Raw genomic sequence first — 15,056 nt, forward strand, 5'->3', positions numbered from 1 at the left:
CATTAAATAAACAGTGTTACGAATTGATATGTGAGAGCACCCATGACCGCAGTACATGGAATTGTCATCACCCATGCAACAAGCATTTGTTGGGCTACACCCCAACGAACGGCATTGATGCGCTTTGCTGCTCCCACCCCCATAATGGAGCCGGAAACAACATGGGTTGTACTTACAGGCAGATGTAAGAGGGTTGCACCAAATATAATGATGGAAGAATTCAAATCCGCCGCAAATCCGGAAATCGGCTGAAGTTTGAATATCTTTCCACCGATCGTCTTGATGATCCGCCACCCCCCTACTGCTGTTCCACAAGCCATGGCGGTTGCTGCGAGTACCTTGACATAGGTCGGAACCTCAAATACATCAATATATCCGCCGGCAAGAAGTGCCAGTGTCATAATACCCATGGATTTTTGTGCATCATTCGATCCATGCGAAAATGCCATTGTCGCCGCTGTTAAAATCTGCATCTTCTTGAATTTACCGTTGATCGCTGTGGGGCGAAAACGACCAAAGAACCGGAACAAAAGCGTCATGATGACGCAGCCCAATGCCATCCCAACGAGCGGAGAGAGAATCAGGGAAAGAATAATTTTACCAATGCCGTAAAAGTTCAGACCGTCCATGCCAGCAGCCGATACCAGTACAGCTCCGATCAATCCACCAATGAGGGCATGGGAACTGCTGGACGGCAGACCAAAACGCCATGTAATAATGTTCCACACAATAGAGCCGAAGAGCGCTGCAATCAGGATATGCTCATCCACATGGGATGCGGATTTTACAATATCCGATCCAATGGTCTTTGCAACCCCCGTGCTATACATTGCACCAAAAAAATTGAGAACAGCCGCCATGATGATTGCGTGCTGCGGATGAATGGCTCGCGTAGAAACAGAGGTGGCAATCGCATTTGCCGTATCGTGAAATCCATTGATAAAATCGAATAGAAGTGCCAGGAGTATGACCAAGAAGATCAAAAGCTGAAATTCAGGCATATTTCATTACCACTCCCCGCAGCATATCCGCAATGAGTTCACAATGATCCAACGTATCCTCTAACTGTTCTAGTACATCTTTCCAACGAATCAGTTCGATTGGATCTTTTTCATTATCGAATAGATAGGCGACTTCGCTCCGATAGATGAGATCCCCTTCACTTTCATAGCGTTCAATCTTATGCGATGCATCTAGGATCTGCACTTGATTTTTCCGTATGTTTTCCAGATAGGAAACCGCACGTACAACTTCCTCTGTCGCAGAGATCAGGAGGTTTGTCAAATTAACTGCCCCCGTCATGGGTTTCCCCATGCGGTACATCTCATATCGCTGCAGGATTCCCTGCAGCAGATCGACACCATCGTCAAGGTTGTTTGCCAAAGCATAGATATCTTCGCGATCAATCGGTGTGATAAACGTAAGATTCAGCTTGTCGATGATACGGTCATTGACAGCATCTGCTTCATGCTCAATACGGTTGATTTCCTCCACCTTTACAGCAGCGGAAGTATAATCCTTCATAACGTCATCTAAGACCATTGTTCCTCGTTGAAAATACTTCGCACTTTCCAGAAACAGGTCAAAGAATTCGTCATCTTTCTGTTTGAAATTAAACATAAATCCAGATTCCTCCCTAAGAAGATGTCAATTTGGAGGGATATACACAAAAACCTATAGCACAATAATATCATTATTTCAGATTGACAGCAAGATAAAATTTGAAAAGCCCATATATATCAATTCAATATTTATGCGTCGTTTTCAACAGGAAGATAATATTGTAAAAGAGCAGCGGTCATACGCTGCTCTTTTACAATATGTATGATTATTGAAATGTCATCTAAGCAGGGATTTCCACATCAGGTACAACAATCCGTGGTGCCTTTCCCTTCGGCAGAAGTGTAAATACAGACGACAGAAGTTTCTGTGTGTATGGATGCTTGGCATGGGCAAGATCCTGTCCATCCAACTGCTCCACAACCTTGCCAAAGTACATGACAATGACACGCGTACAGAGACGCGAAACCAATGCCAAATCATGACAAATAAAGAGGATGGTCAAATTGCGTTCCCGTTGAATGCGGACAAGCAACTCAACAATCGTCTCCTGAACAGAAACATCCAACGCACTTGTTGCCTCATCGCAGACCAGAATCTCCGGCTCCAATGCCAGAGCGCGTGCAATTCCGACGCGCTGACGCTGTCCCCCGCTCATATTTGCAGGATAGCGTTCGGCAAATTCCTCGGGCAGATCAACGAGCCGCAGCAGCTCGGCTGCTTTGTCCCGTGCGCTCCCTTTGAGGAGTCCGAAGTTCCGAAGGGGCTCACAGATGATGTCCTTGATCTTCATCTTCGGGTTAAAGGATGTTGTCGGATCCTGAAACACCATCTGAATGTTGCGTCGCATATTGCGGGAATCTTCCCCCGTTAGAGATGTGATTTCCTTCTCCTTGAAGAAAATCTGTCCCTCCGACGGCTTATGCAGCTGCATGAGCGTACGCACCAGCGTACTCTTGCCACAGCCACTTTCTCCGACAATGCCGAGAATCTCCCCGCGATATACAGGAAATGTCACATCGTTACATGCCGTAAGCACCTTGCCGTCCTCAAGGGGGAAGCGTTTGGTGATATGCTCGATGCGCAGGATCTCCTCACGCGCCGACTGACTCATAACGTTCTCCTCCAATCTGCGGTACGGCACGCAGAAGTTTCTTGGTATAGTCCTTCTGTGCGTGCTCAATGATTTCCTCGGCAGTACCATGTTCGACCACATTGCCGTTCTGCATGACCATGATCTGATCCGACATATAGGCAGCTACACCGAGATTGTGCGTCACCATAATAATGGACGTACCGTCCTTTTTGCAAATATCCATCATTTCGTTGACGACCTGTGCTTGTGTTGTTACATCCAATGCCGAGGTCGGTTCATCGGCAAGCAGAAGTGTAGGCTTGAAGAACATCGCCATCGCGACACCGACACGCTGACGCATACCGCCGGAAAGTTCGAACGGAAAGCTCTTCATCACATTCTTTGGGTCCGAAAGGTGCATACGCGCAAGCATATCCTGTGCCTGTGCTGCAGCCTCCTTTGCTCCAATCGAATCATGCGTCCGGATGTACTCGACAAACTGTTCACCAATCGTACGAATCGGATCCATCATGCTGCCACTGTCTTGAAAGATCATGGCAGCGGTTTTTCCGCTGACGTGACGCCATTCCTCGGCACTGCACTTCGTCATGTCTTTCCCGTCATAGAGGATCTCCCCCGCCGTGACCCTGCCGACATGAGGCAGACAGCCAAGCATCGCCCGAATGACGGTGGTCTTGCCGCTGCCGCTTTCGCCGACAATGGTCAGAACCTCACCATCTTTAAGAGTGAAGTCCACACCGTGCACCATTTCCGTGCCTTCGTATGCGATTTTAAGTCCTCGCACCTCAATCAACATTCGGGCATCTCCTCCTTATCAGTTCGCGGGCTTGATCTTGTTCGTGATCCAATAGTAGTCCGCCGGGTGCATGATGGCACCTGTGATCTTTGTCGAGCTGACGATGTTCGTCTCCGGATAGCCAAGGAACAGCCCTGCTGCATCGTTGAGCAGGATCTGCTGCATATCGATCATGATCTGACGGCGCTTTGCAGGATCAAACTCGACGGCAAGTTCCGCGCACTTCGCATCGTACGCAGGATTACTGTAGCCGGAGCCGTTCTGCGGGTTATCTCCGTTTACATTCGTACGCCAATACCAGTTGAGATAAATCTCAGGATCACCCGTGTTTGCCGTAGTAATGTTCGAAATCAGCAGGTCATAATCGCCGCTGATACCGATCTTGTCAAGCAGGTTGTAGTCCACCGGCTTGATCTTGACATCAATGCCGACCTTCTTGGCATCTGCCTGCACTGCCTCTGCGTAGATCGGAAGCTCTGCACGGCTGTTGTAGATGATAAAGTCAACAGACAGTGGCTTGCCGTCCTTATCGCGGATGCCATCTCCGTCGGTATCCTTCCACCCTGCCTCATCGAGGAGCTTATTTGCACGATCCACATTGTAGGCATTCGGATCGGTCAGCTGATCGAAACCATAGTCGAGGGACGGCGGAACCGGAGCCTTGCCCGGAATAAAGGTTCCCTTCAGGATGACCTCGTTATATGCCTTACGATCCGTCATGGAGATAAACGCTGCGCGTACCTTCGGGTCGCCGAGAACCCCCTTCGTATTGATGCGTGCGAGAACGGTACGCAGAGATGAAATACGGTCGATGTGGAATTTCGCATTGTCATTGAAAAGTCCAATATCGCCCGCCGCAATGTTAACAGCCATATCGACTTCGCCCGACTGGAGCGCCATCGCACGCGTATTCGGATCATCAATGGACGGAATTTCGACCGTCTCATACGGAACTTCCCCATCCCAATAGTTCGGGTTCTTTTTCATGACTGCTTTTTCCTTCACGAAGGATTCACAGACATAGGGACCTGTGCAGATGGGCCCCTGCTTGGCGAAATCACGCTCCCCTTCACTCGACACATCGACGATAAGGAACAGCGGGTCAGCAAGGAATCCCGGCATACTCGGCGACGGCTTTTCCGTCTTAATGGTCAACGTTTGACCATCCGCCTTCATCTCTGTGTACTTGAAGAACGTCTCTGCGCGATTGTTCTTCTTGAACGAACGCTCAAGGGAGGCTTTGACTGCCTCTGCCGTCAGCGGTTTACCGTTCGAGAACTTGACGTTGTCACGAATCTTGAACGTCCATGTCAGCTTGTCATCGCCGATCTTCCAACTCTCGGCAAGCCATGGTGTTGGGTTCATCTTCTCGTCGAACTTGACGAGCGTCTCCCCCATGCCGTAACGCATAACAACCCAGCTGAAGTAGTTCTCGGTCGGCTCAAGCGTGTCCGCAAAGTTCGTTACACCGACCTTGAGTGTCGTCTTGTCCCCTGCGGACTGACTTCCGCCGCCGCATCCCGTAAGAAGTGCTGCGGTCATACAGCCGGTCAGCAGTACGCCCACCCATCGTTTGAGTTTACCCATCTGTTTTCCTCCTTTAATTTGCCTTGCGCGGATCCATGATGTCCCGCAAACTATCTCCCCAGAGATTAAAGACTGCGACTACGGATGCAATCGCAAGTCCCGGGAAAATCATAAGCCACGGCGCTGTCTGAATCAGCTGCCGTCCCTCGTTCAGCATGAGCCCCCATTCCGGTGTCGGCGGCTGTGCCCCAAACCCGAGGAAGGAGAGCCCCGCGAGCTCCATCATCAGTGCGCCGATATCAAGTGCCGCTGTAACGATGATGATCGGAATGATATTCGGCAGAATATGTCGGCGAATCATATCAATCGGACGTGTCCCGCTGGTAATTGCTGCAGACAGATAGTCCTGCTGCTTGACCTTGAGTGTCAGACTGCGGGCAAGACGTGCATATTTCGTCCATCCGACGATGACGACGGCGAGGACTGCGTTGACTGCACTGCCGCCGAGCACACCTGCGATTGCAATCGCAAGGACAATGCCCGGGAAGGCAAGAAACACATCGGTAAGGCGCATGATAACGTTGTCCACCTTGCCGCCGATGTATGCAGAGATAACACCGATCAATGTACCCATTCCACCGGAAATAACGACAACGATCAGAGCCATTGTAATGGAGATACGTGCGCCATAGAGGATGCGTGTAAAGATGTCACGTCCCAGCTTATCCGTGCCGAAATAATGTTCGGCAGAAGGCGGAAGAAGCGAGTTCTGAATCTGCGACGTATACGGATCGTATGGTGAAATCAAGGGAGCACAGATGGCGACGAGCACGATCAACAGGATAATTCCCGTATATAGACGAAAGAGCAGTTGATCCCGCGTCATGACTTCGCCCCCTTTCTGAGTCTTGGATCAAGATAGTTGTAGGATATATCAACGATCAGATTGACAAACATGTAGAGCGTTGCAATCCACAGGACAAATCCCTGGAGGAGTGGATAGTCACGCATCTCAATCGCACGAACGGCGACACGTCCGATGCCGGGCCACGAGAATACGATCTCAATGACGGCAACGCCGCCGAGCAGCCAGCCAATCGCAAGACCAAGTAAGGTGATGAGTGGCAGGAAGGCATTTGGCAGAACGTGACGCAGGAGAATCCGTGACATGGACATACCGCGCGCCTTGAGTCCCGTGACATAGTCCTGTCCAAGTTCTTCGAGCACTGCCGTACGCACCTGACGAGTGTACTTGGATGAGAGCAGGATAGCCAGTGTAAATGCGGGAAGTACCATACGATCAAAGGAAACCTCGCCGCCCGCAATCGGAAACAACCCCAATTTCAGCCCGAACACATAGAGCAGGATAAGCCCGACCCAGAAGCTCGGCATGGAAACCCCGAGAAAAGTAAAGCATCGGATGATCTGATCCGGAAGCCGGTTGCGGTAGATTGCCGATATGACCCCCGCAGGCAGTGAGATCAGCAGCATCATGATAACGGCTGTCCCCGCCAGAAGGAGGGTACCCGGAAGATTCTGCAGGAGTTTTTCCTGCACGGGCATCTTTGCCGAGTAGGAGCGTCCCATATCTCCATGGACAACACCGCTCAGCCAGCTAAAATACTGTTCGTGAAACGGTCGATCCAACCCCAACTCGTGCCTCGTCTGCTCAATGGTTTCCTGGGATACAATGGTATCTCCTGTTTCGAGGATTGCATCCACAGGATCGCCCGGGGCAATAAAGGTCAGACTGAACGTCAAAAAACTGACGCCCAATAATGTGATGACCATTTGCACCAGACGCATCAAGATTGCTTTTGCACTCAACTCCCCAACTCCTTTTACAGAAAATAAAAAACGTCTGCCTCAAAAGAGGAAGACGGTGAAATGCATACAAAAACTTTAGCATCCATCTCCCCATCTCTCGTGAGTCCATCAATGAATCTTATTGCGAGCAGGCTTTCCGGCTCATAGATCAGCGTGTTCTTCCGCCTTCCCGAGATTTCTTACTCCCAGTGACTTTACAGGCACAGGCTCTGCGCCTGTGGAAGAACACTCCCTATTTACGGCTGCGGGACAGCATGGGCATCGCACCCATTTTCCTCTTATCGCACAACAGATGTCTCACACAGGAGATTTCCTGTTGACACTCGCAACGTATTTTATTCAGTTTTTAATACATCTTAACGTAGTATATCCATATCAGATATACTTGTCAAGACATTTATTTCAGATTATTTTGTTGGGCTAGTCAATAAGTCCTTTCAAAGCTGTTTTCATTCATTTTCAGCATAGGTGCAATGAACCATTGTCATTCTTCGTCTGATATACTCTGCGTAGAAGAAGGGCGGCACAGGCAGCACGCATGGTCTGATCCAAAACCAGCGACATCCATGCTCCCTCAAGTCCCATATTGAGTTCGTAAAGGAATATATACGTGATGATGGGTCGAAGCACCGTAATACTCACAAAGGAATATGCTGCTACCTGTGTTGTTTTTCCACTGGCGCGCAGAATTCCGGCGCAGACCATCTGATATGCCTCCGGAAAACTCACAATGGCGACGTATGCGATAATCAAACTGCCAAGAGGCATAAGGGCCGAATCGTGAGCATAGATACCAAAGATCTCCTCACGCAGAAGAAAGGTTATGAGAAATGCCGCAGCGGAAAAAATCAAGCTCCAACGCATTCCCCTCCAGAGATAGCATCTCCACTCATCCTGCTTATGTATGTCACGATTGTGTCCTGCGAGAACCGTGCTTGCCTTTCCCATACCATTGCAAAAACTATAATAGAAATCGCAGAAATTCATCGCAATCGCGTGTACAGCGTATGGGATCGTTCCGAGTTCGGCAACCATGCGCGTATAGACGACCATACCGATGCGCTCAAAGCCCTGCTCACTGAAGATGCCGCCGAATACGCCGAGAAATTCGCTGAGGTATTCTCGTGTTAAACGATAATTCCCCTGACTGAATATTCCCCACGTGTACAAGATCTGTACGGTCAAAATCAATGACCATACAGCTCCGCCCACCGTTCCGAGCGCTGCACCAAGCACCCCAAGTGCCGGAAATGGTCCAAGCCCAAAGATCAGAAGTGCGTTAAGCACAACGTTAACGACGTTGCCCTGTATATTGATGGACAGAACACGCATGGATTCTCCGCGTCCAAACATCACCGCCTGCATGAGTGTGGTGACGGACGTAAGAAAGACGGCAGGAAGTGTCCAAAGTCCATAGGTCATTGCATCGGCGAGATAGTCCTGCTGCGCTCCCATCCAGAGAAGAATGGAATCGAGACAGATAAAGAAGCCGATGTGTGCAAGTCCCAAGAAAACAATGACCAAGACCATTGTCTTTTTGAGAATATCGCCGTATGTATTGTGTTGATCCCGTCCGAAACGTTCCGCAATCAATATGGTCACCGCTGCGGCAACAGAGCGTGCAACGGTGAGGAGCATCATGCGCGGCTGCGTAAAGATGCTGACGGCAGCAATCGCAGCTGTTCCCAATGTTCCGACCATGATAATGTCTGCATTGCTCAGAAAAATCATGAGGACACCCTCAAGTGCGGCAGGCAGTCCGATCCGCAGGTAACTTTTATCGTAGGATGTCAGCATCACATCATCTCCCTATTTATCCCCATATTCCAATTCAACAAACTACCACAGAATGATAATTCTTGTCAATGATATGTGAATATGACTGGACAAATCGGCGGTAAACACAAAAAATCGGGGAACCGAAAGATAACGGCATCCCCGATTTTGAAATCATCAGCGATGAAGCGCACGATGCGCAATGTCCTTGCGATGATACGCATTCCTGAAGGATATTTTTTCAACTGCCGCGTAGGATTTTTTTACCGCAGATGCGATGCTCTCTCCCATGCCAACTACGCCGAGTACACGACCGCCATTCGTGACAATTTTACCATCCTGCTCCGCCGTACCCGCATGGAACACGAGCGCGCCCATTGCCTCAGCATCTGTGATCCCAAAAATTTCATCCCCTTTTTCATAGGATGTGGGATATCCACCTGCCGCGAGAACCACACAGACGGCCGCCCCGCTCTTCCAATGAATTGGGACATCCGCCAGTGTACCCTCAGAACAGGCACGCATGATCTGAACGAGATCCCCATCGAGGAGCGGCAGGACGACCTGCGTTTCAGGATCGCCAAAACGTGCATTGAATTCGACTACCTTTGGGCCGTCCTTCGTAATCATCAGACCGAGATAAAGACAGCCGCGGTAGACTCTGCCTTCGTTTGCCATAGCGGCAATCGTCGGTTTTAGGATCTCCTCCGTTGCGCGTTCGATCATCTCGTGCGTCATAACAGGTGCGGGCGCATAGGTACCCATGCCGCCCGTATTGGGGCCTCTATCTCCATCAAGAGCTCGCTTATGATCCTGCGCACTGATCATGGGACGAATGATCTTCCCGTCGGTGAAAGCAAGCAACGACGCTTCCTCCCCCTCCATAAACTCCTCGATGACGATGCGTGCACCAGCATCTCCGAAGGAACTCCCCTCCATGATCGCATCTACAGCCTCAAGAGCCTCACGCTCCGTCATGGCAACGATGACACCCTTCCCCGCAGCAAGTCCGTCCGCCTTGACAACGATTGGTGCGCCCTCTTTACGAATATACGCGCGCGCGGGTTCTGCCTCGTTAAAGACTTCATAGCGTGCCGTTGGAATCCCATACTTCTTCATGAGATCCTTCGCAAATGCCTTCGAGCCTTCAATCTCTGCTGCGTTTGCGCGGGGTCCAAACGCACAAATCCCAGCCTCCTCAAGATCGTCGACCAGTCTGTTTGTGAGAGGAATTTCCGGACCGACAACCACAAGCCCGATTTCTTTCTCCTTGGCAAATTTCAGAATCGCGTCGTTGTCTGTCACGGAGATGTTGATCTGCTTCCCCATGCCCGGATTGCCCGGGATAGCATAGATATTGTCCGTCTGCGGGCTCTCCATGAGTTTCCAATAGAGTGCGTGTTCACGCCCGCCCGATCCAATTACGAGAATGTTCACGTTATCTTCCTCATTTTTCCAACTGCCCGGCAAGATATGCATTGATTGCACTGTCATAGTCGGAGGTATGGGCAAAAGCCTCATGGGCAAGCTTCATGCGTGTCATACCATCGACTGCGCCGTCCTTTTCAATCTTCTCCGCAATTTCTGCATAACGTGCCGGATTTGTAATTACAGTGACAAATTTGAAATTCTTTGCCGCCGCACGAATCATGGCGGGACCTCCGATGTCGATCTGCTCAACTGCCTCGGCAAGTGTCACATTCGGATTTGCAACCGTCTCCTTAAACGGATAAAGATTGACGGCGACGAGGTCAATCGGTGTGATCTTCAGCTCACGCAAAGCCTTTTCATGCGTCTGATTGCCGCGAACAGCAAGAATACCTCCATGCACAAAGGGATGCAGTGTCTTGACGCGCCCATCCATGATCTCGGGGAAGCCCGTCACATCGCTGACGTAGATGACCGGGATACCTGCTTCACGGAGGGTCCTCATCGTTCCCCCCGTGGAAACGATTTCGATCCCGGCTTTATGCAGCACGCGTGCAAACTCCACTACACCGGTTTTATCGGATACACTGATCAGAGCACGTTTGATCTTCATAATAATCCTCCCCCTACGACAGGCAAAATGTGTACCTTTCGCCCTACTGTACGCAGCCTTCCTTCGACATAGAGCTTGATCGCCTCTGGAAAGATCCGATGTTCCTGCTCAAGTACACGAGCCGCAAGTGTATTCTCGGTATCGTCCTCCATCACCGGAACAACAGCCTGTAAGATAACAGGACCTGAGTCCATTCCTTCATCCACAAAGTGTACGGTACACCCGCTGACCTTCACCCCGTAAGCAAGCGCATCACGATGGGCATGTGCACCCGGAAAACTCGGTAGGAGTGCGGGATGGATGTTTAATATACGCCCTGTGTACGCATGGACAAAGACAGGGGACAGGATGCGCATGAATCCTGCAAGAATGACAAGAGTTACACCATGGGCATGCAGCTCATCCAGCATGGCACGCTCAAAGTCTGCACGCTGCGCATAATCCTGATAGATGACAGCAACGGCGGGAATTCCCTTTGCACGCGCACGCTCAAGAGCATAGGCCTCGCTCTTGTCTGCAATGACAACGGCAATTTCGGCAGGAATCTCGCCGCGCTCAACCGCCTCCATAATTGACGCGAGATTGGAACCACGTCCCGAGCAAAGAATCCCAAGCCTTTCTTCACGCATCAAAGACACCACCCTTGATGACGACTTCATGCGCCCCCTCTGTTACATGACCGATGCGGTATACTGCTTCGTTCTGCGCCTTCAAATGAGCAGTGATACACTCCGCCTCGTCCGCGGAAACGATAAGCACCATGCCGATGCCCATGTTGAACGTGCGGTACATCTCCGACCAGTCGACGTTGCCCCACTCCTGCAGCAGACGGAATACGGGCGGCATTGCCCATGCAGCTCCATCCACCACTGCCCCCATGTCATCGGGCAGTGCGCGCGGAATATTCTCGTAGAAACCGCCGCCTGTGATATGCACCATGCCGTGAATATCGAACATCCGAATGAGCGGCAGACAGATGCGCGGATAGAGGCGTGTCGGAGTCAGTAACTCCTCACCAATGGTTCGTCCGAACTCCTCCATGTACTCATCGCCCTTGAATCCCTTGTGTTCAAAGACAATTTTTCGTACGAGAGAGTATCCGTTTGAGTGCACCCCCGACGACGGCAGACCGAGCAGCACATCGCCATGTTTTACACGAGCGGGCGTAATGAGTTTGGAGCGTTCTGCAACGCCGACGGAGAATCCCGCAATATCGTATTCTCCCACGGGATAAAAACCTGCCATCTCTGCCGTTTCACCGCCAATGAGAGAGCATCCCGACTCCTTGCAGGCACGGGCAACGCCTGTAACAACCTCGGCGACTTGTGTCGGTTCAAGCTTTCCGACGGCAAGGTAGTCGAGGAAGAAAAGAGGTTCCGCGCCCTGCACGAGGATGTCGTTGACGCACATCGCAACGGCATCTTGTCCGATGGTGTCATGCTTTCCAAGCAAAAAGGCGAGGCGCAGTTTCGTTCCGACCCCATCCGTCCCGGAGACAAGTATCGGCTCTTTATAGTCCTTTGTATTGAGGGCAAACAGTCCGCCAAAGCCGCCCAGATCCCCCATCACCTCCGGACGATAGGTCGCACGAACAGCATCCTTTATCATTGAAACAGATTTGTTTCCTGCGTCAATGTCAACCCCCGCATCACGATAGGTCATTTTCTCCATCAGTTCTTATAGCCCCCTTTCACGCTGTGCAATCCGCCGCCGCTCAAGGATGATCTTATCATCCTCATCAAGGGTGGCATCCTCTTCGGGAACGGGATAGTTGTTGTTGAAACAGGCGTAACACATACGATCCGGATTGAGTGCAGGAACACATTGCCGCAGCCCTTCGATGGAGATAAAATGAAGTGAATCCGCCCCGATGAAGGCACAGATCTCCTCCACACTTTTGGTCGCGGAGATCAGTTCTTTACGAATGGATGTATCAATGCCATAGTAGCAGGGATCTGTAATCGGCGGGCTGCTGATACAGACGTGGATCTCCCGTGCACCTGCATTCCGCAACAGACGCACAATCTTACCGCTCGTTGTCCCGCGCACAATGGAGTCGTCCACCATAATGACCGACTTCCCTGCGACAACCGAGCGCACGGGGCTCAGCTTGAGCTTGACCGATGCATCGCGCTGCTTCTGTGTCGGCTGAATGAAGGTACGACCAATATAGCGATTCTTAATCAGTCCCTCGGCAAACGGAATCCCTGCCTCATATGCAAATCCCGTTGCCGCCGTTGTACCTGAATCCGGCACAGAGATGACAACATCTCCACGAAGGCCGGACTCCCGTGCCAGTACACGCCCCATCTCAAAACGCACCGCATGGACGGACTGCCCATCAATGATGGAATCCGGACGCGCAAAATAGATGTATTCAAAGATACAGGAAGCAACGTCCTTGCCGTTGGAAAAACGATAGGACTTGAGCCCGTCACTGTCGATAACAACCATCTCGCCGGGTTGTACATCACGCACAAATTCCGCACCATTGACATCCAGCGCACAGGTTTCCGAAGACAGAACCCATCCTCCATCTATTGTCCGACCAATGCAAAGCGGACGGAAGCCCTGCGGGTCACGAACGCCGATAAGCTTATCCTCTGTCATGATGCTGAGACAGAAAGCTCCGCGCACGACACTGACCGCCTCAAGAATGCGTTCCTCGATGGAGGTCTTTTGTGAACGCGCGATGAGATGAACAAACACCTCGGAGTCGATGGTTGTCTGAAAAACCGTCCCTTTGCTTTCAAGATCACGGCGGATCAGTGCCGCATTGGTAAGATCGCCGTTGTGTGCAAGAGCGAGTGCGCCGCCTGCATAGTTTACGCGCAGAGGCTGAGCATTCGCAACAAGGCTGAATCCCGTCGTCGCATAGCGGACGTGTCCAATGGCTATTTTAGCATTGTCAAGATGGGGAAGTTGATCGCGAAATACTTCGCTGACCAGCCCCATTCCCTTCTTGACATCAATCCAATAGCCATCCGTGAGTGCAATGCCCGCACTCTCCTGTCCGCGGTGTTGGAGCGCAAAAAGACCGAGATACGTCATCTCGGACACATTCTCCGCATGGGAGTAAACACCGTAGATGCCGCATTCTTCCTTCCACTTTGGCACTTTTTCGTACATTGTGCTTATGCTTCTCCCGTCAGCCTATGGAGCATTTCTTTGTAAGCGTCCTCAACATTTCCAAGGTCGCGGCGGAAACGATCCTTATCCAATTTTTCCTTTGTATCGCTGTCCCAGAAACGACAGTTGTCCGGCGAAATCTCATCCGCAAGGATGATGTTGCCGTCTGCATCCTTGCCAAACTCCAACTTGAAGTCGATGAGATCAACGCGCTTGGTCTTGAGGAACTTCGTGAGTATATCGTTGATCTTGAGTGACATTGCCTCAATCTCATCGAGTTCATCATCGGTTGCAATTTTCAACGCACGAATATGGTAGCGATTGAGCATGGGGTCGCCGAGATCATCGTTCTTATAGCAATATTCAATGATCGGGAACGGCATGGGAACCCCCTCCTCAAGACCAAGACGTTGAGCGAGTGAGCCTGCTGCAACATTGCGTATAATAACCTCAAGCGGGATGATTGTAAGTTTCTTAACAATCATTTCGCGATCGCTCGGCATGGAGATATAGTGATGTCGAATACCGTTCTTTGCAAGAAGGTCGAAAAAAAACGCCGTCATCTTGTTGTTCATGATGCCCTTATCCGCGATTGTCCCCTTCTTTGCACCGTTCCCTGCCGTTGCGTCATCCTTATAGTAAACGAGATACTCATCCGCATGATCCGTTGCATAGATGATCTTTGCCTTGCCTTCGTAAAGTGCTTCTTTCCGCTCCATGTCAGGTCTTCCTTTCCATCTCTCCGAAATCCTATCCTGTGAGAGTCTCTGCTTACAGCTGTGCAGCGACGCGATCCGCTTTTGCCTCGACATCGAGTACCATCTTTTCCCGATAGTCCATCAGTGCTTCCGCAATCGAGGAATCGTACACAGCCAGAATTTCTGCAACAAAAATGGCAGCGTTCTTTGCACCGTTGATTGCCATAGATGCGACGGGCACACCGGAAGGCATTTGGACTGTGCTGAGAAGTGCATCCATGCCGTTCAATGGCGTCGCGTTCACCGGAATGCCGATGACGGGCTTGATCGTGTAGCTTGCCACGACCCCGGCGAGATGTGCGGCTGCACCGGCAGCAACAATGAATGCTGCGAAATCCTTGTTATGGTCGGCCTCCATGACAAAATCCCGTACAATGGAAGGCGTACGGTGCGCCGAGGCGACCTTAACTACAGGCTCTATGCCAAACTGTTTCAGGAGCTCTACCGCCGGCTTTAAGATTGGCCAGTCGGAATCGCTTCCCATGAGGACTGCTACCTTCATTTTACCATCTCCTTGGCTTCTATGATAACGAGATTTTAGAATCC

Annotated in this window: 15 protein-coding genes and 1 riboswitch; all 15 genes read right to left on the minus strand. The window is 50.9% G+C overall.

The window, feature by feature from the left end; genetic code table 11:
• Window positions 1-2 precede the first annotated feature (2 nt).
• A complete protein-coding gene (locus QU667_RS05765) occupies window positions 3-1,001 on the minus strand; it encodes an inorganic phosphate transporter (protein ID WP_304988349.1) in 999 nt (332 codons plus the stop codon).
• Complete coding sequence (locus QU667_RS05770; RefSeq protein ID WP_304988350.1) at window positions 994-1,620, minus strand: DUF47 domain-containing protein; 627 nt, start codon at window positions 1,618-1,620, stop codon at window positions 994-996. Before QU667_RS05770 ends, QU667_RS05765 begins: the two co-directional genes overlap by 8 nt.
• Window positions 1,621-1,843: 223 nt before the next feature.
• Window positions 1,844-2,674, minus strand: coding sequence for an ABC transporter ATP-binding protein (locus QU667_RS05775; protein ID WP_304988351.1), 831 nt, complete (start codon window positions 2,672-2,674; stop codon window positions 1,844-1,846).
• On the minus strand, window positions 2,655-3,452 hold the full coding sequence (locus QU667_RS05780) for an ABC transporter ATP-binding protein (RefSeq protein ID WP_304988352.1): 798 nt from the start codon (window positions 3,450-3,452) through the stop codon (window positions 2,655-2,657). The genes QU667_RS05775 and QU667_RS05780 overlap by 20 nt, the downstream gene beginning before the upstream one ends.
• Window positions 3,453-3,470: 18 nt before the next feature.
• Window positions 3,471-5,039: an ABC transporter substrate-binding protein gene (locus QU667_RS05785; RefSeq protein WP_304988353.1), complete on the minus strand. Its 1,569-nt coding sequence runs from the start codon at window positions 5,037-5,039 to the stop codon at window positions 3,471-3,473.
• 13 nt (window positions 5,040-5,052) lie between these two features.
• Window positions 5,053-5,865 (minus strand): nickel transporter permease, encoded by an 813-nt coding sequence (gene nikC, locus QU667_RS05790; protein WP_304988354.1) that lies wholly within the window; start codon window positions 5,863-5,865, stop codon window positions 5,053-5,055.
• Window positions 5,862-6,806 (minus strand): nickel ABC transporter permease, encoded by a 945-nt coding sequence (gene nikB / locus QU667_RS05795; RefSeq protein ID WP_304988355.1) that lies wholly within the window; start codon window positions 6,804-6,806, stop codon window positions 5,862-5,864. Before nikB ends, nikC begins: the two co-directional genes overlap by 4 nt.
• 109 nt (window positions 6,807-6,915) lie before the next feature.
• Window positions 6,916-7,148: riboswitch (cobalamin riboswitch) on the minus strand.
• Window positions 7,149-7,265: 117 nt separating this feature from the next.
• Window positions 7,266-8,603: an MATE family efflux transporter gene (locus QU667_RS05800; protein ID WP_304988356.1), complete on the minus strand. Its 1,338-nt coding sequence runs from the start codon at window positions 8,601-8,603 to the stop codon at window positions 7,266-7,268.
• Window positions 8,604-8,759: 156 nt separating this feature from the next.
• Window positions 8,760-10,019 carry a phosphoribosylamine--glycine ligase gene (gene purD, locus QU667_RS05805; RefSeq protein WP_304988357.1) on the minus strand — a complete coding sequence of 420 codons (1,260 nt, stop codon included), beginning with the start codon at window positions 10,017-10,019 and terminating at the stop codon, window positions 8,760-8,762.
• 10 nt (window positions 10,020-10,029) lie between these two features.
• Entirely contained in the window at window positions 10,030-10,623 is a 594-nt protein-coding gene (locus QU667_RS05810; RefSeq protein WP_304988358.1) for an IMP cyclohydrolase, read from the minus strand.
• Window positions 10,620-11,252, minus strand: a complete 633-nt coding sequence (purN, locus tag QU667_RS05815; protein WP_304988359.1) for a phosphoribosylglycinamide formyltransferase — start codon at window positions 11,250-11,252, stop codon at window positions 10,620-10,622. Before purN ends, QU667_RS05810 begins: the two co-directional genes overlap by 4 nt.
• On the minus strand, window positions 11,245-12,294 hold the full coding sequence (gene purM, locus QU667_RS05820) for a phosphoribosylformylglycinamidine cyclo-ligase (RefSeq protein ID WP_304988360.1): 1,050 nt from the start codon (window positions 12,292-12,294) through the stop codon (window positions 11,245-11,247). The genes purN and purM overlap by 8 nt, the downstream gene beginning before the upstream one ends.
• A gap of 6 nt (window positions 12,295-12,300) precedes the next feature.
• Complete coding sequence (purF, locus tag QU667_RS05825) at window positions 12,301-13,752, minus strand: amidophosphoribosyltransferase (protein ID WP_304988361.1); 1,452 nt, start codon at window positions 13,750-13,752, stop codon at window positions 12,301-12,303.
• Window positions 13,753-13,757: 5 nt separating this feature from the next.
• Entirely contained in the window at window positions 13,758-14,471 is a 714-nt protein-coding gene (gene purC / locus QU667_RS05830) for a phosphoribosylaminoimidazolesuccinocarboxamide synthase (protein ID WP_304988362.1), read from the minus strand.
• Between the two features lie 52 nt (window positions 14,472-14,523).
• Window positions 14,524-15,012 (minus strand): 5-(carboxyamino)imidazole ribonucleotide mutase, encoded by a 489-nt coding sequence (gene purE / locus QU667_RS05835; RefSeq protein ID WP_304988363.1) that lies wholly within the window; start codon window positions 15,010-15,012, stop codon window positions 14,524-14,526.
• Window positions 15,013-15,056 lie beyond the last annotated feature (44 nt).

Source organism: Selenomonas dianae, assembly GCF_030644225.1.
Taxonomy (GTDB): domain Bacteria; phylum Bacillota; class Negativicutes; order Selenomonadales; family Selenomonadaceae; genus Centipeda; species Centipeda dianae.